At 37.1% G+C, this 24403-nt stretch carries 18 protein-coding genes; 16 read left to right on the top strand and 2 right to left on the bottom strand.

Going from position 1 to position 24403, the window contains the following annotated elements; all coding sequences use genetic code 11:
* The first annotated feature begins 85 nt into the window (after window positions 1-85).
* The 14 genes from ACFS6I_RS17065 to ACFS6I_RS17000 all read left to right on the top strand — a co-directional run bounded on the left by ACFS6I_RS17065 (window position 86) and on the right by ACFS6I_RS17000 (window position 21619).
* Window positions 86-1513, top strand: a complete 1428-nt coding sequence (locus ACFS6I_RS17065) for an L-serine ammonia-lyase (protein ID WP_021191985.1) — start codon at window positions 86-88, stop codon at window positions 1511-1513.
* Window positions 1514-1607: 94 nt separating this feature from the next.
* The gene (locus ACFS6I_RS17060; protein WP_380922378.1) at window positions 1608-2411 is read left to right on the top strand and encodes an MBL fold metallo-hydrolase; all 804 of its coding nucleotides are present in this window, start codon (window positions 1608-1610) and stop codon (window positions 2409-2411) included.
* A gap of 497 nt (window positions 2412-2908) precedes the next feature.
* Window positions 2909-6061 (top strand): SusC/RagA family TonB-linked outer membrane protein, encoded by a 3153-nt coding sequence (locus ACFS6I_RS17055; protein WP_380922376.1) that lies wholly within the window; start codon window positions 2909-2911, stop codon window positions 6059-6061.
* A gap of 11 nt (window positions 6062-6072) precedes the next feature.
* A complete protein-coding gene (locus tag ACFS6I_RS17050) occupies window positions 6073-7539 on the top strand; it encodes a RagB/SusD family nutrient uptake outer membrane protein (protein WP_380922375.1) in 1467 nt (488 codons plus the stop codon).
* Window positions 7540-7550: 11 nt separating this feature from the next.
* Window positions 7551-8237 carry a hypothetical protein gene (locus ACFS6I_RS17045; protein ID WP_183917550.1) on the top strand — a complete coding sequence of 229 codons (687 nt, stop codon included), beginning with the start codon at window positions 7551-7553 and terminating at the stop codon, window positions 8235-8237.
* 5 nt (window positions 8238-8242) lie between these two features.
* Complete coding sequence (locus tag ACFS6I_RS17040; RefSeq protein WP_380922372.1) at window positions 8243-9232, top strand: DUF5007 domain-containing protein; 990 nt, start codon at window positions 8243-8245, stop codon at window positions 9230-9232.
* 172 nt (window positions 9233-9404) lie between these two features.
* Window positions 9405-10583: an exo-beta-N-acetylmuramidase NamZ family protein gene (locus tag ACFS6I_RS17035; protein WP_380923067.1), complete on the top strand. Its 1179-nt coding sequence runs from the start codon at window positions 9405-9407 to the stop codon at window positions 10581-10583.
* 425 nt (window positions 10584-11008) lie between these two features.
* The gene (locus tag ACFS6I_RS17030) at window positions 11009-11791 is read left to right on the top strand and encodes a hypothetical protein (RefSeq protein WP_380922371.1); all 783 of its coding nucleotides are present in this window, start codon (window positions 11009-11011) and stop codon (window positions 11789-11791) included.
* A gap of 194 nt (window positions 11792-11985) precedes the next feature.
* Window positions 11986-12573 (top strand): RNA polymerase sigma factor, encoded by a 588-nt coding sequence (locus ACFS6I_RS17025; protein ID WP_380922369.1) that lies wholly within the window; start codon window positions 11986-11988, stop codon window positions 12571-12573.
* 124 nt (window positions 12574-12697) lie between these two features.
* A complete protein-coding gene (locus ACFS6I_RS17020; protein ID WP_380922367.1) occupies window positions 12698-13792 on the top strand; it encodes a FecR family protein in 1095 nt (364 codons plus the stop codon).
* 189 nt (window positions 13793-13981) lie between these two features.
* Entirely contained in the window at window positions 13982-17374 is a 3393-nt protein-coding gene (locus ACFS6I_RS17015; protein WP_380922365.1) for a SusC/RagA family TonB-linked outer membrane protein, read from the top strand.
* Between the two features lie 138 nt (window positions 17375-17512).
* Entirely contained in the window at window positions 17513-19015 is a 1503-nt protein-coding gene (locus ACFS6I_RS17010) for a SusD/RagB family nutrient-binding outer membrane lipoprotein (RefSeq protein ID WP_380922363.1), read from the top strand.
* A 17-nt stretch (window positions 19016-19032) separates the two neighbouring features.
* Window positions 19033-19926 (top strand): alkaline phosphatase, encoded by an 894-nt coding sequence (locus ACFS6I_RS17005; RefSeq protein ID WP_380922361.1) that lies wholly within the window; start codon window positions 19033-19035, stop codon window positions 19924-19926.
* A gap of 142 nt (window positions 19927-20068) precedes the next feature.
* The gene (locus ACFS6I_RS17000) at window positions 20069-21619 is read left to right on the top strand and encodes a sulfatase (RefSeq protein WP_380922359.1); all 1551 of its coding nucleotides are present in this window, start codon (window positions 20069-20071) and stop codon (window positions 21617-21619) included.
* A gap of 87 nt (window positions 21620-21706) precedes the next feature.
* Here the strand turns inward: ACFS6I_RS17000 and ACFS6I_RS16995 are convergent, their stop codons facing one another.
* Both ACFS6I_RS16995 and ACFS6I_RS16990 read right to left on the bottom strand, forming a co-directional pair.
* Window positions 21707-22276, bottom strand: a complete 570-nt coding sequence (locus ACFS6I_RS16995; protein ID WP_132840906.1) for a hypothetical protein — start codon at window positions 22274-22276, stop codon at window positions 21707-21709.
* 228 nt (window positions 22277-22504) lie between these two features.
* Entirely contained in the window at window positions 22505-23347 is an 843-nt protein-coding gene (locus ACFS6I_RS16990) for a hypothetical protein (protein ID WP_380922357.1), read from the bottom strand.
* A 101-nt stretch (window positions 23348-23448) separates the two neighbouring features.
* Here ACFS6I_RS16990 and ACFS6I_RS16985 point away from each other — a divergent pair, with 101 nt between their 5' ends.
* Together ACFS6I_RS16985 and ACFS6I_RS16980 are read left to right on the top strand one after the other, a co-directional pair.
* A complete protein-coding gene (locus ACFS6I_RS16985; RefSeq protein ID WP_380922355.1) occupies window positions 23449-23865 on the top strand; it encodes a hypothetical protein in 417 nt (138 codons plus the stop codon).
* A 139-nt stretch (window positions 23866-24004) separates the two neighbouring features.
* Window positions 24005-24397: a hypothetical protein gene (locus tag ACFS6I_RS16980; RefSeq protein ID WP_380922353.1), complete on the top strand. Its 393-nt coding sequence runs from the start codon at window positions 24005-24007 to the stop codon at window positions 24395-24397.
* The last annotated feature ends 6 nt before the right edge of the window (window positions 24398-24403 follow it).

Genomic DNA, 24403 nt, shown 5'->3' with positions numbered 1-24403 from the left:
TTGTGGTTGTTTTATATTCTGTAAATTGCAATGTTTTTGGACTGTCCTAAAAACATTATTTTTATAGCGCTTTTATTAGTATAGCATGAGCAAAGAGCAAATTTCCGTTTTTGATATGTTTAAAATAGGTATTGGACCCTCCAGTTCACATACCTTAGGTCCCTGGCGTGCGGCACAGCAGTTCACAAAAGTACTGCAGGATAAGGATGTACTTAATAACGTCGAATCTGTTAAGATATTATTATATGGATCTTTAGCCAAAACAGGTACAGGACACGGAACTGATATTGCTGTTATGTTGGGCTTAAGCGGAGATGATCCTGTAACTTTTGATGTCAACCAAGTAACACCGAAAGTTGAACATATCAAATCTGTAAATCAGTTGCGCCTGGCTGGTACACATACAATTCCGTTTACATACAAAGAAGACTTGCTTTTTTTATATAGTGAAAGCTTACCCTTTCATCCCAATGCAGTTACTTTTCAGGCATTTTTGAATAATGGAAAAGCTCTTAGTGAAACCTATTATTCAATTGGTGGTGGATTTGTTGTTCAGGAAAATGATGAGAGCAGTTCTTCAACAGAGGTCGATCTACCTTTTCCGGTAGATACCGCGCAGGATTTATTGCATTGGTGCCGTAAGACTGGTTTGAAAATCTCAGAACTCGTATTAGAAAATGAACATGCTTGGCGTGAAGAAGAAGAAACGCGCGCCGGCGTATTAAATATCTATAAAACCATATACGAATGTATATATCGTGGGTGCCATACAGCGGGAACACTACCAGGAGGACTTAATGTTGAAAGAAGAGCTGCAAAACTGAATCAGCGATTGCTTAAAAACCGAAGCTATCACGATTATGAAAGCTGGATCGCAGCAATAAAAGCAGGAGGAGAAAATTTTCAATATATCCTGGATTGGGTCAGTTGTTTTGCTTTGGCCGTTAATGAAGAAAATGCTTCATTTGGAAGAGTCGTTACCGCGCCAACAAATGGAGCGTCTGGTGTTATTCCTGCCGTATTGCAATATTTTATTACCTTCCATAATGGAGATTCAGAAGATAAAATCATTCAGTTTATTCTGACAGCTTCCGAAATCGGTTCCATATTTAAAAAAGGAGCAACTATTTCTGCCGCTATGGGCGGATGTCAGGCTGAGATTGGAGTATCATCAGCAATGGCAGCTGGAGCATTGACCGAATGTCTCGGCGGATCGCAAAGACAGGTTCTCATGGCCGCTGAAATTGCGATGGAGCATCACCTGGGTCTAACGTGTGATCCTATTGGAGGTTTGGTGCAGATACCATGTATTGAGCGGAACACCATGGGCGCTATAAAGGCCATCACAGCAGCGCAATTGGCCCTGCAATCTAATCCGGATAAAGCCAAAGTCAGTCTCGATACAGTCGTGAAAACCATGTGGCAGACCGCGTTAGATATGAACGTTAAATATAAAGAAACGGCAGATGGTGGTTTGGCCGTGCAGATTCCGTTAAGTTTACCAGAATGTTAACTTATGACAACCTGTTGTCATAAAAATATTTATGTTGCATGAATTAGGTAGGATCATGCAACATAAATGTCAATAAAGAATAAATGAAATAGATATGAAGTATTGTGCTATTGCCTCAGGCAGTAATGGAAATTGTTATTATATCGCGAAAGGAGATACAGCTATTTTGGTAGATGCAGGTATTAATAATAAGCACATTCATCTCCGTATGTATAATCTTGGTATAATTCCAACTCAGATCAAGGCCGTATTTATTACCCATGAACATACAGATCATATTCGGGGTTTATCTGTTTTTGTCAAAAAATATAATATACCGGTGTATATCACTCAGGGCAGTTACGATGGAACAAGATTGCATCTTCCCGGTCACTTGGTGCACATCATTACCCCAGATGCCGTCACCGAGATTGGAGAGATGAAGATTTATGGTATACCTAAATATCACGATGCAAAAGAACCATGCAGCTTTTTGATTTCTGATGGAACGCATAATATTGGCGTGTTGACCGATATAGGCCGTCCGTGTTCAAATGTGCAGCATGTCATCAAACATGCAGATGTGCTATTGCTAGAATCCAATTTCGATGAAGAGATGCTTAGAAATGGTCGATATTCCTATTTTCTAAAAAATAGAATCAGCAGCGGCTGGGGCCATCTCTCCAATGCAGTTGCGTTAGAATTATTCAACAAATACCGAACATCCCGTCTCAAACACTTAATGCTAACGCACCTTTCAGGCGAAAATAACACCGTGGAACTGGTGCATGAAACATTTAGAGTTCATTGTGAAGACATTCTTCTTTCAGTCGCGACGCGATATAAAGAGACAGAAATTTTTGATGTTTTAGACCTCCAGATACAACAAGATAGACACGTTATTAGTCAGTGCGGATAAAAAAATGGTATAATTTCTTAAAGTAACAAACAAGAACGCTAAAGTTTACAACTTTGGCGTTTTTGTTCTTATATTGAAATTCTTAATGAGCTAAAATTCAGAGGTATTGTTTTTGGAGGTGTAAATTGATAAAGGTAGAATGTTTAATATTTGTAAAAGTGATGATTTTTTAAACACTTAAATTTAGTTGCATAGTATATTAATATTTTATTTCATAAAAAAACAGCTTAATTATTCCGAAACAATAAATGATGAAATAATCCTAAAAACGGGAAAAATTAAACGTTATCAATATGTTAAATAATGTAAAAATTTCCCTAATTCAGGAAAAAAAATCGTAACGATTGCGCATACGATTGCGTGAAAATAGAACAATCGTTTGCGATTCAACGAAGTTAATTGTTTTGCTTAGTATGAAAATTAAGCCAATGTAAAATTTGAGTTACCATTTCAATTGCTGTAAATTAACCTAAAATTTACTAACCAAATCAATTGTTATGAAGAAAATTTTACCAATTTTTCTCTTCTTTTTGATGTCGTGTAATTTATTGTTTGCACAAGTAACTAATATTACTGGAACAATAAAAGACGACAAAGGAGGGGTACTCCCTGGGATAACAGTATCCGAGAAAGGAACCACCAACCAAGCCGCCACCGGGAGTGATGGCGTATTTACACTTAAAGTTCAAAAATTGCCAACAACCATCGTGGTCAGAGGTATTGGTTTTAAGTCCAAAGAGCAGCAAGTTCAATCTGAAAAAGGGATCAGTATTGTATTAGCTACTGATAATTCAGCATTGGATGAGGTTGTAGTAGTCGGATACCAAAAGCAATCAGCAAAAAAATCCACTGGTGCAGTTCAGGTTATTTCTGGAAAAACTATCGAAGATCTACCTGCACCAAGTTTTGAGAGTTTATTACAAGGCCGTGTGGCAGGGGTAAACATTCAGAACTTTACAGGTGAGCCTGGTGCACGTAATACATTTACGGTCAGAGGTAACTCAACCATCTCACCAGATTTAAATGCAGAAATTGATCTCGCGAATACCATGAGTTCACCTTTGTATATCATTGATGGTATGCCACTTTCAGTTACCGATTTAGCAAACTCTGGTGCTACAGGAACGAATTATGTGGCAGGTATCAATGTCAATGATATTGAAAGCATCGTCATTCAAAAGGATGCAGCAGGAACTGCGGTTTGGGGATCTCGTGGAGCCAATGGTGTTATTGTGATCAGGACAAAAAGAGGTCTTTCAGGTAAGCCACAGGCACGTGTTTCGTATTACAAAGGAATCACAGAACGCCCGCAATTGCAACGTACTTTAGGTGGAGCAACAGAACGTCGTGCTAAAATGGATATTTTATCACAATACGCCAATTGGTCTCAAATGAGAGGATTCAATCAACCTTTGACAGATAGTTTAAATCCGAGCTATAACAATGCAACCGATTGGCAAGATTTGTTTTACACAACAGGAAATATTGATAATGCAGATGCAAGTATTTCAGGTGGAAACGAGGTCGTAAATTACCGCTTATCAGCAGGGTATTACAATGAAGATGGTGTTGTTCGCAATACGGGTTTCAAACGCTATTCATTACGTGGTAACTTTGGTTTTACTATATCACCAATCATAAAATCTGATTTTATGGTTTCGGCAGCCCGTATCAATAGAAAACGCGGTTTAGGAAGAGGAATTGATGAAGTAGTTCCAGTCAATCAAGGTGCGATGCCTTCTTCATTTGTTGGATTAGGTCAGTCAGATTATGATTTCTATTATGGTCAATTCGATAAATTGAAAGATGATAACCAGACGGATAACTTGAATATTTTCTCAAAGACCTATGTCGATATTATCAAAGGTTTGCAATATTCACTTGAAGCCTCTGCTCAGGTCAACTTAGATAAGCGTACACAATTTCAGCCTAGAGAGTTAAATAATGGGGTGAATTATGCAGCATCTAATGGCCGTAATGCATACACTTACAACTTAGCGAATATCTTAAACTACAATAAAACGTTTAATGAAACGCATAGTATTATCTTAACAGCGATGCAGTCTTTTCAGTACGATAAGCAGATGACAGATAATATCACGGCTTACAATTTGCCAACAGATGATATAAAAGTCATCCAAGGTGTGGCGCAAAAGGATCTGTATGCTAATTCTAACATTCTTGAGTCCGGTCTTTTATCTTACATGGGGCAAGTTTCTTACGATTATAAATCCAAATATATCGTAAATGCTTCATGGAGAGCAGACGCTTCATCACGTTTTGGTAAAGATACGAAATGGGGTTATTTCCCAGCAATTTCAGGTGCTTGGATAGTGTCAGATGAGAACTTCTTGAAAAATACCTCTTGGATTAATTTATTAAAATTAAGAGGTAGTTGGGGCTTATCAGGTACTTTACCGACAGATTTCTATGCACCATTTAATATGTGGGCAACATCTTCCAATACGTATAATGGGGAAACATTTTCTTATCCATCATTTACAAAGCCTTTGACTCTAAATACATTAACATGGAATAAATCGGAGCAAACGAATATCGGTTTTGATTTATTTACTTTCGATAACCGCTTGAATATTACATTCGATGCATATCGTAAGATTACAAAGGATCCAATTATGGCATTCCCATTTCCTTACTACACCGGTTATACATCATTATCATTTAATGTTCCGCTAACCGTGTATAATGAAGGAATTGATTTGACAATTGCCACACATAACCTTTCGAAAGAAAGTAAGTTACAATGGAATACTAACTTCAATTTAACCTACAACAGAAATCGTATTGGTTCCTTACCTTTCAATGACCGTAGTTTCTATGCTGATTCAAGAGGCTACAATCAGCAATTGATGTACACAGTAGGTAGTCCAATTTATCAATGGGCACAAATGAAGTATCAAGGTGTGTATGAAAACCAGGATCAGATCCCTGTTAACCCGGTTACAGGAAAACCCCTTACTTACTTTAAAGGAAACTATGTAGTAAAACCAGGTTATCCAGTATGGAATGATGTCAACCAAGATTGGGATGTTTGGAGTGATGAAGACAAAGGAGCGGCAGATGGTGATTTAGTCCTTACTGGTAATCCAAATCCGAAATTTACGGGAGGATTGTACAATGAGTTTATTTACAAAAACTTCTCATTCAGTATGTTGAATACCTTTACGATCGGTAGAGATATCATCAACAATCTAAAAAGTAATCAGTTTAACACAATCGGTGGTAGTCTCACGAACTTTACAAACAATCGTTTACCTGATCTGGAAGGAGTGAACTATTGGACACCGGAGAAAGCGAAAGATCCAAATTATGTAGCAGACTTTCCTTCTATAGCACCATTTGGAGGATATTTCTACCAGTTCTTACCATTTAGTACCATGTTCAATGAAAATGGATCATACTTTAAGATTAAGACACTTTCAATGGGATATATAGTTCCAAAGAAAATTGTGGATCGGATGAAAATTGGAGCACGTGTGATTCGCTTTTATGCGATGTTGGATAATGTGCATACTTTCCAGAAAGCTTCTGTGCCTGATGCTGAATTGGTATCACCACAAGGAGAATACAGTGGTGGTGCATATCCACTTCCTAAGAAGTACACTATCGGTCTAGAAGTTAACTTTTAAAATCTTGAAACATGAAATTTAAACATATATTATCAGTTATTGGAATTTCTAGCGCATTAATGCTAGGATCTTCCTGTGGAAAATACCTCAACCTGTCTCCACAAGGGAGTACTTACGATGAGGTGTTTTGGATAGATGGCGCAAATGTGCAAAAGGCAACTTTAGGTGCGTATGCATTGTTACGTGATGGGATTCGTAATGAAAGATCATATTTTATTTTTGGAGATATTGCTTCAGGAGTATTGAAAACTGGAGGAGATTATTGGAATTATACTGATCTTTCAAAAGGGGGAGGGTATAAGTTTAGTTATGCTCCATATTTAGAAGGAAGCTTATGGAATTGGACACGTTTTTACAAAATCATCAATCAATGTAATTTGATTATTGAACACACGTCCGAGATGGACGTAAGTTTATTCGAAAATGGTGAAGATGAAAAAAAACAATATATAAGCGCAGCGAGATTTTTGCGCGCATATACCTACTTCTACATGCAACGTGTTTGGGGTGATGTACTTTTGGTAAAAGAAACCTTTAAAGATCCGCAGAATATACCGGATATGCCAAGGAGTCCACAAAGTGAAACCTTAGCATTATGTAAAGAAGATTTAATTTATGCATCGACAAACTTAGAGCAAGGAGCTATTAAGAGCTTTGCATCTAAAGGTGCAGCCAATGCACTTTTAGCACAAGTCTACGCTTGGGAACATGACTACGTAAATACAGAGAAATATATTGCGGAGGCCTTAAAGGGAGGTTATGCATTAGAAGATATAAAAGATTATAAAAAAATCTGGAAAGGAGATTCCAAAGAATCAATTTTTGAAATCAATATGGCGTACAGTCAAAGTGGTGGAGAATGGCTGAATGATTTCTTCAATGTGTATTTAACAAGTGCAAATGTACCGGGTAAAGGAAGTGCATCTGTATGGGAAATTGATCCAGAATTCCTAGCAGATCAGGAAGAGGGATTCAAGGATGGATCGGTGCGTTATGATACGATAACAGCTCCATTCCCGGACAATGCGGCTAAAAGAGTGATAACGAAGTATAGCAACCTTGAACATTATAATCCTAATGATGAAGATCTGTATGCTGTAAGTAACAATTTGGTATTGATCAGATTGGCTGATATCATTTTATTACGTGCAGAGGCTTATTATAAAAATGGTAAACAAAATCTGGCATTAGAGGATTTGAATACAATTAGAAGAAGAGCTGGTTTACAAAATATAACATTATCAGGCAATGATCTTTTTAAAGAAATTTTTCTAGAAAGAAGAAGGGAATTAATTGGCGAGGGTACGATTCAGTTCGATTTAATTCGAATGAATCTATTTACAGCATTTGATGATTATTCGGCCTACTATACTGAAGAAAGAATCGCTAAACAAGGTTATTACTGGCCATTAAATATGCGTGCTCTTTTACCTCAAAACGAAAAATTAACACAAAATCCGTATTGGATGAACCATTAATTTGACAAGTCATGAAAAAAATAATTTTAAATATAGGTATCCTTCTTGGGATTATAATAGGAATAAGTTCTTGTAAAAAAGATGATTATTTTGTAGGTGGCGATTTGCATAATCCCAAAATCAATATGACCACTTACGATTGGATGAAAAGTAATAAATATGGTGTTTTTGACACCGTGTTAATGTTAATTGATAAAGCAGGTGTTAAAGATAAAATCAATGCACCTGGTATTACTTTTTTCGCACCCACAGATTATGATGTCTACAATTACGTACAGGCTAGAAGTATTGCAATACAAAAAGTAGACCCCAAGAAGATGTGGACGGTAGATTCCATTATCAAATATGAACTGAATAGATTTAAAGACTCTATAGATATTTATATAGCTAAAGAAAGCCTGTTGAATGGATCGCTAACAGAAAAAGGTAAAAAATATAAAAATGCTAAAGGTGGAGAGTTCATTATCTCTTACGAAGAAACAAGAGATCCTGCATTAGGTTATAACCCCAATTCAACTGTAATTCCGAGAGTGGTTATGTTTACGCATTTGTTTAAGCCAGTTGCTGACGACGTTAATGTTACGAGTATCGTTCCTCCGGTAGGTAGTCGAGTACTGGTACAGACTTCAAATGCGCAAACAACAACAGGAGTTGTACATGTTTTAAATAACTCCCATACTTTATTCTTTTATAGATAATCAATATGAAAAAGAATTTAATATATTCACTAGCTATCGCATTATTAGCAGTGACGGCATGTAAAAAATTGCCAGATGGAAATTTAAGTGATATCATACGTTATGAAGTTTTGCCCATGCAGATTAAAAAAGGTAGATCAGAGGTTTCTACAGCGATTAATCCAGCAGGTTCTTCAAAACCGACAGAGTATAAGCTATTAAAGATTTATGAGAAAGAATCTGGTAAGGATGTAACCGATATTTTTCTGAAAACGTATCCGATTAAAATCTGGACGAGATTGTACGATTCAAAAGTAGACAACACAATCGAAAAAATTGATGCAAAAAGGAAAGATACTGTAATGACGGCCTTATCAATCAATAAATTTTCAGGAGCAATAGAATCAAATGAAAATACATTACTATTACCTTCTGGAAACTATTTGTTTGATCTGGAGATTAAAAATAGTACAGGAACCCGTTATTTTCCTAAAATAGGAGAATTCACATTAGTAGATGCACCGTTGTACGAAGTTCCTGCTGTTCGATCTACTGTTGCAATGAAAGTTGGTGCTGAAACAACAACAAAATCAATTTCAAGTAATGCAAGCCACATCAAAGTGGAAAAATTGGCGGCAAAAGAGAATAAGATCATTGTACGAATTGTAGATAAAAACGGTGAACCTTTTAATCCAAAAGCGGGTGAAGTTGATCGTCGACCACTGGGTGGTACTTCAGTAGGGTTTTTGCAGACGATGCAGGATTATGCTTTAACAACCACCTTATTTGACGACCGTATGGAATTTACTTATGGGGTAGTGCCTTTTCCTTTGGTCTCCTTAGGAAATGGATTTAATTACTATTACAGAATTCCGTCAAAATATGTGAAATTTGATGATAGTTTAGAATTACCTTACAATACGTATTCATGTAATGCTCGTTTCTCTTTTCAAGCATTTGTTGGCGGAACATATCAAATTGATGTAATCGTACCTCAAGTAACAAGGGTAAAATAATTGCTTACTCTTGAATAAATACAAGACGCTTAACTAATTTTGGTTAAGCGTCTTTTTTATACCCCAATTATTTCTTACCTCCAAACAAATGAAATCACTATCTTTATATAGATTACACAACCCTATTATGATGAATGCTAGACAATTAGTCAGTTTTACGATAGCCATTTGTATGATGCTAAACATTGGTAACGCACAGACAAATTTGAAATATTGCAACGATCAGATACGAACCGGAGCAGAACAGACAGAAAAATACCTACCCTATTTAAAAGATAAACGAGTTGCCATATTAGGCAATCCATCAACAGTAATAAAAGAGCGCCATCTTGTCGATAGCCTTTTGCTTAGAGGAGTCAATATTGTCAAGATCTTTGGACCAGAGCATGGCTTTAGAGGAAATGCAAGTAATGGAACCGAAGTATCGGACGAACGAGATCCAGTGACACAGATCCCTATAATTTCCCTGTACGGAAATAAGAAAAAACCTACAGCAAAAGATTTAGCAGATGTCGATGTCTTTATTTTTGATGTGCAGGACATGGGCGTTCGCTTTTATACCAATATCAATACCTTACGAGATATAATGGAAGCATGTGCCGAAAATGGTAAAGAGTTGCTTATCCTTGATAGACCAAATCCCAATGCATACCTCATTGATGGACCCATACTCGATATGAAACATAAATCAGGAATTGGCCAATTTCCGGTACCCATTGCCCACGGTATGACTACGGCTGAATTTGCTCAGATGATCAACGGAGAGAAGTGGATGGCAACAGTCCGTAAATGCAAATTGAAGATCATTCCAATAGACGGGTATAACCACAGTATGCTATATAAATTACCTGTCAGCCCATCACCGAATCTCAATACTGAACAAAGTATAATTTTATACCCCAGCACCTGCCTCTTTGAAGGAACCAAACTGAATCACGGTCGTGGAACAGATTTTCCATTCACCATTGTTGGCAGTCCGATATATAAAGGAATCTTCACATTTTCCTTCACACCTGTTAGTAAAAAAGGAATGAGTGAAACACCACTGTTCATGAATGAAGTCTGTTACGGATTAGATTTACGAGATTATGATTTGCAAAGTCTTGTTGACAGCAAAGAGATCAATCTTTCATGGATAAAAGAAATGTACAATAAATCCCCAGAAAAAGAGAAATTCTTTGACCAGAGCTATTCCAAGCAAATCGGAAGTATAGAAAAGCTGGCTGGAGTGGACGAGTTTAGAAAGCAGATAGAGAACAATGTGAGCGATCAGGAAATCAGAGCAAGTTGGAAATCAGGTTTAGAAAGCTATAAAAAGATGCGTCAGAAATATGTCCTTTATAAAGATTGATGTAATACAAGAAAAAATCACTTATTCTACAGGTGGCACATCATTTTCATTAAAACCAATTAAAACACGCCATTAATCGGCAATGGTTTGAAGTTTCTTTGAGAATCATTCGAGACAAGTAGGAGACAAGTTCGACGATGGTATGCCTTCTGTTCGGCGTTTCTTTGCCTCCTTGTCGAACCCCTCCCGAACAATAGGCGAAGGAGAGTCGAACCAGTCCCGAAGGTGTACCCTATAAATGTCAAGCCACTACCGACTCAATCCCGAGTAAAGTATGGACTTTCACGGACTTCTACGGACTTGTATGGACTTTTACGCACTTAAATTTGCTTAATGTAGAGATATGAGCTAGTTGAATCATAAAGCTAAAAATTGTATTTATCCAATAAATAGACTATTTTTAGTAAACCAGTATAGCATAAATCATGTTCGATTTCGAAAAACCTAAGAATCCATATCGAAAAAAAGGAAAAGATTATAATTTGTCTGAGAACAGCAAATTAGCAGGAGCAGATTTCGCATACTCCAATACATTAGCCAGCAGGATTTATAAGCAGATGAAAATCATACAAGATGATTCCGCTAAGTATGAATCCTTCTTACGTCTCAAAAAGAAGCTTTACATGGTTATTCGAAATGACCGTCAACATGCTCTAGGTCAATTGAAATTAGGGTATGGGAACATAAATCCGCTAAAGAATTTCCGTTTTTCAAAAAAGACCAATTGGCAAACTTTCTTTATGAATTTTCCTACAGCAAATTTTGATGTAGAGAAAGTAGAACTATGTATAAGTACCCCACCGATTTTAGCCCGTGAACTTGATACACTTCCTGAAAGAGTTAGAAAAGTTATTCTGAAGATGCATATCATTAAAGTGGCCATAGATGATGAAAATACAGTTGATGTAAGTTCAAGTAAAGAGTTGGTTATAGTTAAGGGAGATGATGTCGAATCACGATCAGTCATTTTTTCCATTAAAAATAGACCCAATGTACTGTTATTATGTGTGGCCACTGTACGGATGTGGTTATTATCTACAGATCATAAAGAGGAATTTCTGACCCGAAACACGAAATATATGACTGCAGAAATATTTGATGCCATATTGATTCGTAACGGTCAGATCTGCAAGTTTGAAGAGGAAACAAATAAAGAAAGCCATTCTCCGGAATTTCCAGATTCAGATGAAGAACTAGATTGGGTGTAATAAAAACTATAATTTATAATAAGCGCATAGGAGACTAATTCCTATTTATTCAGAATAGACCAATATTCTGAAAAAATCGCAACTGTATAATGTTTAATATAGGTATACTTTTGCAAAATTTCGATTTGAAAAATCAGCGAATATTTTGTAAGATTGTAATGATTAAATAACCATATTATTCAGCAATACGCTCCATGACTTCAATCAGTAATTCGGAATTAATAACGATGATCCGTACGGATGAGAGAGAAGGCTTTGCTCAATTATATGAACAATACTGGGAAACACTGCTCAAATACGTTATTAGAATATTACCCGATGAAGACGAAGCTTGCGATGTGGTTCAGGAAACTTTTTTGACACTCTGGGAATTAAGAACTACAATTCCCAAACTTAAATCCATAAAAGCCTATCTTTTAGTTATCGCCCGTAATCTCGCATTTAAACAGCTACGTGCAAAATTAGCGAACACAGATCTGATTGATTTTTATACAGCGCAATATGCAGATGCATATCACAGCATCGATCAGCATTTGGAAAGTAAAGAACTCGGAGTAGCTCTGGAAGCCGAGATTCAGCAGTTGCCGGTAAAAATGCGCGAAGTATTCTTATTGAGCAGACAGCAGCATCTGTCTTATAAGGAAATATCCGAAAGGTTGAATATATCTGATAAAACAGTGAAAAAGCAGATCCACAATGCCTTAAAACTGTTAAGAATGAAAGTCGATGAAGAATATATTCCATATCTGATCCTCTTCTTAATATTTGATATCTGCCGTTGATTTTTTGATGCAAAATATTTTTTATGCTGATAGTCAGGTGTTTGTGATTATTTCGTGAAATGATATACTACTCTGCATCCCTTAATCCCTCTTATCTATAATAACCAGTTATACTTAATGATACATGGACCCGCAAGACTTTAAAGACTTATTGAACCGCTATGCCACGGACAAATGCGCTCCTGATGAACAGCGGGAAGTAGAAAGGCTCATGCTAAAATATCCGCTTTCAAAAAATTGGAAATGGAAAAGTGAGCTGCATAAAGATCGGATTAAAAATAATATGCGGAAACAGATTTTTAATCAGGTAGACCGCGATCTTGGAAAACATATTAGAAGAAAATCTTACTGGATGACCGCTGTCGCATCGTTGCTGTTGATGATCGGAATAAGTACTTTTTTCTATCTTAAGATACATAAAACGATTAATGATGAGCAAGTGATTGCAGAAGCAATAAATGAAATATATAATGACGTTACCCTAACTGATGCAACAGGTCGCGTTACAGTATTAAAAAATAAAGAACAAATACTTGATCTGCGGAAGCTAAGTACGCAGGATAGTAAGTGGAATCCTTCAGGATCATTAAATACGCTACGTGTTCCAAGTTTGCATCAGTTTGCTCTGGTGCTGATGGATGGCACTAAAGTCCGGTTAAATGCAGGTAGCAGTTTATCGTTTCCGACACAGTTTACAGCGGTAGACCGGACTGTGACATTAAAAGGTGAGGCTTATTTTGAAGTCATGCCAAACCATAGTAAACCCTTCATGGTAAATGCTAAGGAAAGTCAGATCAAGGTAACTGGCACCAAGTTTAATGTAGCAGCTTACCCTGCAGATCCACGCATAATTACATCATTGATAGAAGGTGGAGTAGCGTTTCACATAAACCAGAAGCAATACCCGCTTAAACCCGGATATGAAATTGTCGCTGATGGCAATAAAAACTCGGTAGAAATGAAAAGCTTTGACCAAGATCAGGTAATGGCTTGGATAGATGGGTATTTTGTCTTTAACAATATGGATCTGGTATCGGTCATGAAGCATGTTGCTAAATGGTATAACATTTCAGTGACCGCTCCAAGAAAAGTTCCAGCAAAGCGAATAGGAGGTACTTTCCCAAATACAGCATCTTTGGACGACCTGCTCAAAGATCTTGAATTATTGAGTGGTGTAAAATTTATTAGAAAGGGAAAGGAGGTGCAAGTGGTCTACTAATACCCGATCATAGCGCCAAAAAACAAACCAGAAGTGCGACCAACACTTCTGGCTAAAAATGCGCATGAATGTGCATAGGCGTAACACTATTAAGTCTCTAAATCTTAAACCATTAAACCTATACAAATGTATAAAAATAATCGCGCATATCCTTTGTGGTGCGGTAATGAACTATTTAAGTTCCTGTTTATGTTAAAGTTGATAATATTAACTTCTATTCTTTCGATGTCACAGGTAAGTGCCCGAGTGCTGGCACAGCATGTATCGATCAATGTGAAGAATAAAACCTTGAAAGAGGTCTTCAGTCAGGTCAGTAAAAATTCTGGCTATCACTTTTTGTATCTGGAGGAAGATATCAGGAATAAGAAGCCCATATCTTTAGATCTCAAGAATGTGTCTGTTGATAAACTTCTGGAGAAGACTCTCTCTGGACAATCTCTCACCTATATCATTAGAGGAAACCGCATCATCATTGAGAAAGTGCAATCACTCGATGTTACAGAAAAAGAGATCCTGATCCAAAAACGGGAAATATCGGGTGTGGTCACCAACGAAAACGGAGAACCTATTTCTGGAGCATCTGTAACTGTGAAAGGTGAACAGACCGGAGGTGTAACAGATGGGACCGGTTTTTATAAATTTCAAGTTTCGCCAAATGCAACACTAGTTTTTTCTTTTGTTGGATATCAAGGTAAAGAAGTTGCGGTAAGTAACAATACAGTGCTAAATATCACGCTAGATCCACAGGTTAATACAATCGACGAAATTGTTGTAACAGCATTGGGTATTAAAAAAGAAAAGAAAGCTTTGGGATATGCAGTGCAGGAGGTAAAGGGTTCTGATCTGGTTAAAGCGCGTGAACCGAATGGTATTGCTGCGCTAACCGGTAAAGTAGCGGGATTGACCATCACACCATCCAGTAATCTTTTTGGCGATCCAGGTATCTATCTTCGTGGACGTAGCGGTGTATTGATCGTAATCGATGGAGTTCCTGTAAGTTCTGATTCATGGAATTTAAGTCCCGATGATATTGCTTCGTATTCTGTACTGAAAGGTGCAAGTGCCGCCGCACTTTATGGGCAGCGTGGGATCAATGGAGCTTTAATCATTACGACTAAAAAAGGAGGCGGGGCCGGTAAAGGTTTCTTAGTCGAATTCAACTCCAGCAATCAATTGCAGACCGGCTTTAATGCAATACCTAAAGCCCAGACAGAATATGGACCTGGTGACAATTATAAGTATGCGTTTAAAGATGGACGTGGTGGTGGAATCAACGATAATGATTACAACATCTGGGGGCCGAAATTTGAAGGACAGCTTATTCCACAGTATAACAGTCCTATTGATGAAAAAACTGGTGAGCTTATTCCCATTCCCTGGTTGGCCAGAGGAAAGGACAATCTGACTAATTTCTTGAGAAATGGATTTCTAACAACAAATAATCTTGCCATATCAACAAGCAGTGATGTAGGCGAAGTTAGAATGTCAATCTCCCAAAATTATCAACGGGGACAGGTGCCTAATACGAAATTGGGGAGCACCAATTTTAATATGTCCGGCGGACTTAATGCAGGTAAGAAACTACGCTTTGAAGCTAACGTAAATTACAATAGACAGTATACCCCAAACTATCCTAACATGGGCTATGGGCCGATGAACTACATCTATCTGATGCAAGTCTGGGGAGGTGCAGATTATGATGTAAATGACCTTCGTGACTATTGGATCCCAGGACAAGAAGGTATACAGCAATATAACCGCGAATATACCATCTATAATAATCCTTGGTTCGTGGCCAATGAGAATTTAAGAAGCTATCACAAAGAAGATATATTCGGACACCTATTAATGAACTATAAAATCAATGATCAGTTCACGTTTAATGTCCGTACTAACGTAAGCAGCTGGAATCGTAAAAGAACCGTTAAGTATCCGCTCTCAGGTGATTTTTATGAACCAAGAAGAGTAGGTGGATATGAAGAAACAATGGATAATTTTTGGGAAAACAATACAGAAGCCTCTTTAAGCTATCAAAATAAATTCGGTGATTTTGGTTTTAAAGGATCTGCATTTGCAAATTTAAGAACGGTTGGATTGAATAGTCTTTATGGTTCGACTAAGGGCGGATTAATCGTTCCTGGCGTATATGACTTGTCCAATTCGGTAGAACAGTATCTTCCTCAAAATGACAATGCTAGACGTCAGGTTGCCAGTGTTTACGGTTTTACAGATTTTGATTATAAGAACTTTATTTTCTTAAACCTGACCGGTCGTTTTGACCGTTCATCAACGATGCCTAAAAATAAAAACACTTATTTCTATCCTTCAGCGTCTTTAAGTGCCGTGCTTTCTGAAATGATTGAATTGCCAAAAGCCTTCTCACTATTGAAGTTAAGAGGTTCTTACGCCAATGTTGCTAGTGATTTAGTGTCCGAAAATGATCCTTATAATATCTACAAATTATTTCCTACGTATAGTGCGTATAGCACAAGATGGGATAATAATGTGGGGGTAGGCTATAGCGGAGTTTTATATAACAATCAAATATTACCGTCTAGAGTAAAGACTTCTGAGTTCGGCTTAGAAACCAGACTGTTTAATGGACGTTTGGGATTGGATGTTGCTTATTTTAGAAATATTGAAGGACCTGGCATTGTTGACGTAGGTGTGTCCAATAGCTCAGGTGTTACCGGGATTCAAAAAAATGCATATACCTACATCCGGAAGGGGTTTGAGATTACATTGGATGGAACTCCTGTTAAAACAACAGATTTCACATGGAATGTGCTTGCAAACTGGTCCACAAACCACAGATGGTTGCACGAAATTGACGGTGTTTTACAACGTAATGGAATGACTAAACTGGGCGATCGCGTAGATGGGTATTTTATCAGTGATTTTCAACGCGATCCAAATGGTAAAATGATCGTTGGAACAGATGGGCTTCCTGCGTACAACCCGTATAGCTCAAAAATAGGTTATAGCGATAATAATTTTGTACTGAGCTTGAACAATAGTTTCAAGTACAAAGATTTTGGACTTAGCTTCCAATTTGATGGACGTTTTGGAGGTTTGATAAGTAACTACGTAGATAGCTATCAATGGAGCTCAGGTACAGCAGTGGAATCTGCAAATCAATATAGAGATCTAGACTGGAAGAATAGAGATAATGATGCTTGGAATGGTTCTGTGATGAGTGATGGCTTGAAAGTCGTCAGTGGCCAATTAAATACAGATCAAGATGGAAATGTAATATCAGATACACGCAAATTTGCACCAAATGATGTTCCAGTCCTGTGGCAGACTTGGGCCCGTAATTACTACAGGTCTGGTGATATGCTGGCGCGTAGTCGCACATTTGTCAAATTGAGAGAAGTAGTTTTAAGCTATAATGTTCCTAAAACACTATTGGATAGATCAAAATTCTTTAAAACAGCAAGTGTATCGCTAGTAGGGCGTAATCTGTTATACTTTACAGGTAAGGGAACCAAAAATATGGACCTTGATCAGTTTATTGGTGACGCAAGTTTTCAGACTCCATCGGTTAAGAGCTTTGGATTGAACATTAATGCATCCTTTTAGATCACCTAATTTTAAATGTGATAATCAATAATTAAAACTAAAATAAGGAGATGAAAAGCATCATAAGCACACAGCCTACAAACAGCAATGAATATGCTTATGATAGCTTCATAACAGTTAAAAAATAAATATATTTCAATGAAAAATATTAAAATAGCATTATTGCTCGTCCTTGCATCCGCCATATCTTCCTGTCAAAAGATAGATTCGCTCCAGAAGGATACATCAGCTATAAGCAATGCGAAACCACAGCTGATCTTGACAGGCTTATTGCTCAACAGTTCGGATAGTCCCTGGAATACAGATCAACGACACAATCAATATATGGTACTCAATTTTGAACTCTACGGAACACAATCATACGGTTGGTCGACAAGTTCATTTACTGAATATGATCAATTGCGTAATGTAGTCCGGATGGAGATCGAGGCGGAGAAATCCGGACTTGTTGGAGCTCCATATTTGGCATTGGCCAAATTTTTTAGAGCTTATTTTTTTACGAGACTTACAGAAAGGTTTGGTGATATCCCAATGAGTGAAGCATTGCAGGGGGCAAGTAATGGAAACTTTGTTCCGAAGTATGATGACCAGAAGCAGGTGTATAAACAAATATTGCAATTACTGGATGAGGCAAATACCCTGTTGACTCCCTTGGTCGCCGATGGTGCCAAGGTGGATGGAGACTTTTATTTTGATGGTAATTTAGCAAAATGGCAAAGATTGGTCAATTCTTTTAAATTGAGAATTTTGATGTCTTTGAGTAAAAGAGCTGATGATACGCCGGATCTGAATATCAAACAGCAGTTTGCTGCTATAGTCAATAATCAACCAAAATATCCGCTAATGTTGGAAAATGCGGATAATTTTCAGTTGGTGTATAATGGTAATAACCGTACCAATAATTACCCTTTATGGCCGGCTGATGGTGTAGTGATTAAGTATGACAATAGAAATACACTGGCAGCTACTTATGTTAATATTACAAGAAATACAAAGGATCCGCGATTGATGGTTGTTGCTTGGCCAACGGACTCTGCAAAAAATAGTGGTGATGCCAACTATGCGAAAAAGTTTACATCATATAGAGGTGGAAATACAGGCGATCTGCAATCTACGTTACAGAAACAAACTGTTGATGGAAAACTGTCGATGATTAATTTTGATTACTGGATGGCTTCCCCCTCAGGAATTCCTTGTGTACAATTTGGAGCATATGAAACTCATTTCACAATCGCTGAGGCAATCAATAGAGGTTGGTTAACAGGCGATGCGTCCGAGTACTACCGATCAGGTATCAAGAGTTCAATGAATTTTTACGGTGTAAAGAGTGAGGATATTGAAAGTTTCATAAGTAATAACGCTTATAAAGGAAATAATACAGATGGTCTGAAACAGATCTTAAATCAAAAATATGTGGCATTTTTTCAAAATTCCGGACGTGAAGCTTACTATCAGTTTAGAAGAACAGGTATTCCAATGTTTAATATAGGACCTTCTAATGCCAATAACAATGCGATACCGACAAGATGGGCATACCCTACATCGGAGTATACGGTGAATGAAAAAAACGTTAAAACCGCTATCACTAGTCAATTTGGTGGTGCTGATACGCAGAATGGTATCATGTGGAAAATTAAATAATTAAAATTTATAAAATAATGAGAAAAATATCAATACAATTGTTGCTGATCCTAATATGTACATTCGGTGCAACGGCACAGTTTAAAAAAGTAAAACATATTGTTGTTATTGGATGCGATGGTTTAGGCGCCTATGCCATACCAAATGCAGAAATGCCAAATGTGAAACAATTAATGGCAACAGGAGCTTGGAGTTTAAAAGCAAGAACGGTGCTTCCTTCATCCAGTGCTGTCAATTGGGCATCTATGTTAATGGGGAGTTCGCCGACTATGCATGGGTATACAGAGTGGGGAAGTCAGGAGCCGGAAATTCCATCTATAGTTAAGCATGAGAAATATAATAAATTTCCTTCTATCTTCAGTGTGATCCGCGATCAAAAACCCAAAGCGGTTACTGCAGCGGTGTATAGCTGGCCAGGGATCGGCTATCTGATTGAAAAAGATGCGATAACACATGTTTTACCAGCAGACGATAATGAAGATGTTTGTACAGAGAAAGCTGTTAATGTGATTCTTCAAGACAAACCGCTATTTACATTTGTGCATTTTAGTGAACCTGATTATACTGGGCATGGTAAAGGACACAGAACGGAGGCATATTACGATATGCTCAAAAAAGTAGATGCACGTATTGGAAAAATAATTGATGCGGTTAAAAAAGCAGGCATTGCCGATGAAACCATTATCATGGTAACAGCAGATCATGGTGGTATAGATAAAGGTCATGGTGGAAAATCTTTGGATGAAGTGCAAGTACCGTGGATCATGAGCGGACCGGGTATTAAAAAGAATACTGAACTGAAAAGCACGATTATAACTTATGATACTGCCGCAACTTTGGCAACGATCCTGGGGCTTGAACAACCGCAACCCTGGAGAGGAAAGGCAGTGACGGAAGCTTTTGTGAAATAATGCTCTTTTAAAAGTTTATATCCATATAAAGTTAAATAAATAAACGCAAAAAGCCCTCTGATCTGCTCAGAGGGCTTTTTTATTTATGAATCAATTTGATTAAAGAATAATACTTTGTAAATTGGGACATATAAATCTAAACATGCTATTAAAAAAATCAACCTTCCTCCTGTTATTACTTTCTTTTACGATCGGAAGTGGCGAAGTTCATGCCCAAAAGCAAGAAAGACCGAATATTATCGTATTTATCGTAGATGATATGGGATGGGAAGATACTTCGGTTCCTTTTTGGAAAGAAAAAACTCCGTTAAACAATTTTTATCAAACCCCGAATATGGAACGTCTTGCCAGTCAAGGTATGAAATTTACACAGGCTTATGCCAGTAGTGTCTGTTCTCCAAGCCGGGTAAGTTTAATGAGCGGGATGAATGCCGCACGGCATCGGGTAACCAATTGGACATTAAACAGAAATGCTTCGGTAGATGCTAAAGATGATAAACTGGATTTTCCTTTGTGGAACGTAAATGGTATGCAGCCCGTGGATACTATAGAGCGATCTGTATTTGTCAATTCCTTGCCTCAACTATTAAAGGAAAACGGATATTTAACCGTTCATGCAGGAAAGGCTCACTTTGGAGCTGTGGGAACACCAGGAGCTGATCCTATAAATTTGGGATTTGATGTGAATATTGCCGGTCATGCAGCGGGTGGTCCTGGTAGCTTTCTGGGAACAGAAAATTTTGGAAATAATAAAGATGGAACGCCAAAAAGTCCTTGGGGAGTACCGGGTTTGGAAGAATATTACGGTCAGGATATATTCTTGACAGAAGCATTGACGCAGAAGACACTAAAAGTTTTGAATGACTCATTGTCAAATCAAAAACCCTTCTTTTTGTATATGTCACATTATGCAGTGCACGTACCTTTTAATGCGGATAAGCGATTCTATCAAAAATATATCGATAAAGGAGCCACTCATGTTGAAGCACAATATGCTTCAATGGTAGAAGGTATGGATAAGAGCCTAGGTGATATGATGAGTTTTTTAGACCGTAAACATTTGACTGAGAATACAATTATCCTCTTTATCTCTGATAATGGTGGTTATGCCATACAGGATCGTGGTAGAACAGGCAAAAAACACAGATGGAATGAACCTTTAAAAAGTGGCAAAGGATCGGCCTATGAAGGTGGGATAAGAGTACCCATGCTGGTTAAGTGGCCAGCTGTTGTTAAAGAAAATTCGGTAACGGAATATCCCGTTATAATAGAGGATATATTTCCGACTGTATTGAGCATGGCAGGTGTTAAAAAAACAAAAGCTGTGCAACACATAGACGGAGAAAATTTTGTTTCGGTATTGAAGACAAATAAGCAGACAAACCGTAAATCGGCCATGTATTGGCACTATCCAAATAGCTGGGGCGAGACTGGTCCAGGAATAGGTGCAACAAGTACAGTGAGGGACGGTGACTGGAAATTGATCTATTGGCATAAAACACAGAAAAAAGAACTGTTTAATATCAAGAACGATATCGGAGAAGAGCAAGATCTTGCGATGAATAATCCTAAAATCGTAAAAAGGTTATCCGATAAATTGGGTGCTTATCTTCGAAATGTAGATGCACAGATGCCAATAATTAAAAATACTAAAGCTACTGTTCCTTATCCAGACGTAGTTTCTGATCGGTAATACTTCGTAATAAATTTTGGTAAATAATTTATCAAAATAACAAAGCCCTCTAGCATATATTAGAGGGCTTTTACTTTTTTTAGCTACCTAATTTATTCCTGAGTTTAATTTATGCTCCAAACATTTTTCTATTCCTCCCACAGCATATATCGTCTGCAGAGCAATGGGAAGATTAGTGAGAAATTGAGCAATGGGAATTATACTATCCGCACTTTGTATGAAAGAATCTTTTAATGAGCTAATGGAATAACTTTCTATTAATTCATCCATGATTTCGTACCATTCTCTATGAGTTTTGAAACGAAACATTCGAGCTAAGAAATCAGGAGGATAGATCCCTAAGTTATTATTGCAAGAACAAGCTATCTCGTGTTTATGATTTAAGAATAAATCTTTTTTCTTGCATTTTTGTAGGTCTGATTGGATGAAAATCAACCACGCGAGGTCAATTGCATAGCCGATATTCACATAGATGTAACCATAGTTAAAGCCTTCGCATCGCATTATGCTACTGACAGAAATATTAACAAGGTGGTTGAAATTTTTACTCCAGTCCGTACTGCTTTTTGCAAAATTCTCTAAAGAATTTGAATAATTCTTAAAGGTATATTTAGGTAAATACCTAAACTCTTTCCATTTTAGTTTTTTTCTTTTCATGATTGTAGTATTGGATTATTATGCTGTTGGGGTAGCATTAAATAGGCTGTCTGAAAGGCTATATCAAGGGGTGTGTGTTGTGTTCATTTGCTACATTTTAATTTGTGTTATTTCTTGAAATATCTTTTTGGTGAGATATGGAGATGAAATGTAACATTGTATTCAGACGCCTGATTATTTATCGATTTTATAACATAATTTTTTTGTTAACTGCTCTGTTTTTTAAGATTATGGCGACTGTAAGGTTTGCTGAATACAGGTCATGTTCTCTTCTAAAGTGGTTACCGTGTCAAGATGATCTGCTGCTTCCATATATAGTCCTGTTATTTTCTGTGTAGCGTCTTCTTTTATATTTGCGCCTTTATTTTTTGTTTCCAGTTCTGCTGAATTCATTTCCGACATTTTTTCTTCATCTCGTATATCATGAGGACCACCTAATGATTCATTATTTGATTCCGCTTCTTCACGTGGTTTCCTCGATTCCATATGAACATAGGGAGGAAGAGGAATAGAGATACCCCCATGCTCATAGATGTAATAAAGTGCGTACGCCAGACGAATGAGAAATTCGCGAATAACGACAATTTTATCACCAAAATGTTCATTGCCGATAGATCTCTTTAAAGTTAGCTGTTCCATCAGGTCATCCATGGTTTTATACCATTTTTGTAAGGGCTGATAAGAGAAAAACTTACGAATCAAATCGTAGGGGCTTCTTTTATTATTACAAGTGAGTTCAAGTCCATACGAATAGTTGAAGTAATCGTTTCTTGTGTCAAATAATGTTAAGGGATCCTTATGTTTGGGTAGTCCACATTGTTTAAAAATAACATAAGCTATTTCCATCTGCTTAATCATTTGATGGCAATTGTAGCCATTTTCGGGATAACCACCGGTCGACATCGCTGGATAAGCTCCAGTTATTACAAAGAGATTGATATCATTTTGCCAGTTAATGATATCAGTTTGCTGTTGGAAAAAATCACGGATGTAGACCATGGGATTTTTGATATTCTTTTTACTTAAATAGCGAAATTGTTTCGCTTTTAGTTTCTTTTGCGTATTTTTCATAATGGAAATTTTGGTTTAAAATGGTTTTAATTATCTTCATAAAACTAATTTAGGAATTATTTTAAGTCAAAACAAATTATTTTAAGATTAAATTTGCATATATGAGTGATTATTTGAAGAGAATTAAGCTTGTTGCTGACCGGGAAGGAATGAGTGTTTCTGCTTTAGAAGCTACTATTGGAGCCAGTAAAGGCGTTTTTACAAGAGCCTTGACCAACGGCACAGATATTCAATCAAAGTGGCTAATCAGCCTGTTAGAAAATTATCCCGATTATTCAGCAGAATGGTTACTAAGAGGTGAAGGATCGATGTTATGTGCTAAATCAATCGTTAAAGAATTTAATGAGACCTATTTAACCGCCGAACAGGAAGGAATTAACAATGCTGTTATTAATGCCTTACATCAAGTAATAGCATCTCAAAATGCAACAATTAAATCCCAGGAAAAGATAATTTCCTTCATGGAACGACAATTATCAGTTTACGAACAGGAAAATACATCGTCAAAAAAGGAGTAACCCATACGGGGTGATATTTAAGTAGGGATAAAGTAATATTGAAATAGCGTAAAATAACACGCAGAAATTGCGAGTTAAGAGGTTATAATGATGAGAGCGCTGTGTTGCATCATAAAGTATAGGTTAAAAAAGAGAAATCATGTCGGGAGTTAAAGAACGTGTATTATTAATTGCGGAAAGTAAGGGGATAAGCAAAGCTATTTTTTTTGAAGGCTTGGGATTTTCTTATGCTAACTTTAAAGGCGTTCAAAAATTTTCAGCACTTAGTTCGGATGCAATGATAGCGATCTTAACTAAATATAATGATATATGTCCAACCTGGTTATTGATGGGTACAGGTGAAATGTATAGGAACAGTAACGGTGATGAAAGGGGTTCTCTTGAACATTCCAAGCAGCGCCCAGATGATAATGCAATTAAGATGGACGAGGCAATGAATAAAGTGATCAATGCTTTGGAACTGACGATAAGAACACAAGAGAAGACAATTCTTGCCCTTGAAAAGCAAATTGGTTTCTTGGAAAAAGAATAGGGTCGG

Origin of the sequence: Sphingobacterium anhuiense (assembly GCF_042686355.1) — a bacterium.
GTDB lineage: Bacteria > Bacteroidota > Bacteroidia > Sphingobacteriales > Sphingobacteriaceae > Sphingobacterium > Sphingobacterium anhuiense.
This window is presented reverse-complemented; position numbering and strand designations above follow the sequence as displayed.

Coding starts and splice junctions, on each gene's coding strand:
- ACFS6I_RS17045 (WP_183917550.1), top strand. CDS start 7,551: ATGAAAAAAATAATTTTAAATATAGGTATCCTTCTTGGGATTATAATA.
- ACFS6I_RS17035 (WP_380923067.1), top strand. CDS start 9,405: ATGATGCTAAACATTGGTAACGCACAGACAAATTTGAAATATTGCAAC.
- ACFS6I_RS17000 (WP_380922359.1), top strand. CDS start 20,069: ATGCTATTAAAAAAATCAACCTTCCTCCTGTTATTACTTTCTTTTACG.
- ACFS6I_RS17020 (WP_380922367.1), top strand. CDS start 12,698: ATGGACCCGCAAGACTTTAAAGACTTATTGAACCGCTATGCCACGGAC.
- ACFS6I_RS17005 (WP_380922361.1), top strand. CDS start 19,033: ATGAGAAAAATATCAATACAATTGTTGCTGATCCTAATATGTACATTC.
- ACFS6I_RS16985 (WP_380922355.1), top strand. CDS start 23,449: ATGAGTGATTATTTGAAGAGAATTAAGCTTGTTGCTGACCGGGAAGGA.
- ACFS6I_RS17030 (WP_380922371.1), top strand. CDS start 11,009: ATGTTCGATTTCGAAAAACCTAAGAATCCATATCGAAAAAAAGGAAAA.
- ACFS6I_RS16990 (WP_380922357.1), bottom strand. CDS start 23,347: ATGAAAAATACGCAAAAGAAACTAAAAGCGAAACAATTTCGCTATTTA.
- ACFS6I_RS17060 (WP_380922378.1), top strand. CDS start 1,608: ATGAAGTATTGTGCTATTGCCTCAGGCAGTAATGGAAATTGTTATTAT.
- ACFS6I_RS17065 (WP_021191985.1), top strand. CDS start 86: ATGAGCAAAGAGCAAATTTCCGTTTTTGATATGTTTAAAATAGGTATT.
- ACFS6I_RS17010 (WP_380922363.1), top strand. CDS start 17,513: ATGAAAAATATTAAAATAGCATTATTGCTCGTCCTTGCATCCGCCATA.
- ACFS6I_RS16980 (WP_380922353.1), top strand. CDS start 24,005: ATGTCGGGAGTTAAAGAACGTGTATTATTAATTGCGGAAAGTAAGGGG.
- ACFS6I_RS16995 (WP_132840906.1), bottom strand. CDS start 22,276: ATGAAAAGAAAAAAACTAAAATGGAAAGAGTTTAGGTATTTACCTAAA.
- ACFS6I_RS17050 (WP_380922375.1), top strand. CDS start 6,073: ATGAAATTTAAACATATATTATCAGTTATTGGAATTTCTAGCGCATTA.
- ACFS6I_RS17055 (WP_380922376.1), top strand. CDS start 2,909: ATGAAGAAAATTTTACCAATTTTTCTCTTCTTTTTGATGTCGTGTAAT.
- ACFS6I_RS17025 (WP_380922369.1), top strand. CDS start 11,986: ATGACTTCAATCAGTAATTCGGAATTAATAACGATGATCCGTACGGAT.
- ACFS6I_RS17040 (WP_380922372.1), top strand. CDS start 8,243: ATGAAAAAGAATTTAATATATTCACTAGCTATCGCATTATTAGCAGTG.
- ACFS6I_RS17015 (WP_380922365.1), top strand. CDS start 13,982: ATGTTAAAGTTGATAATATTAACTTCTATTCTTTCGATGTCACAGGTA.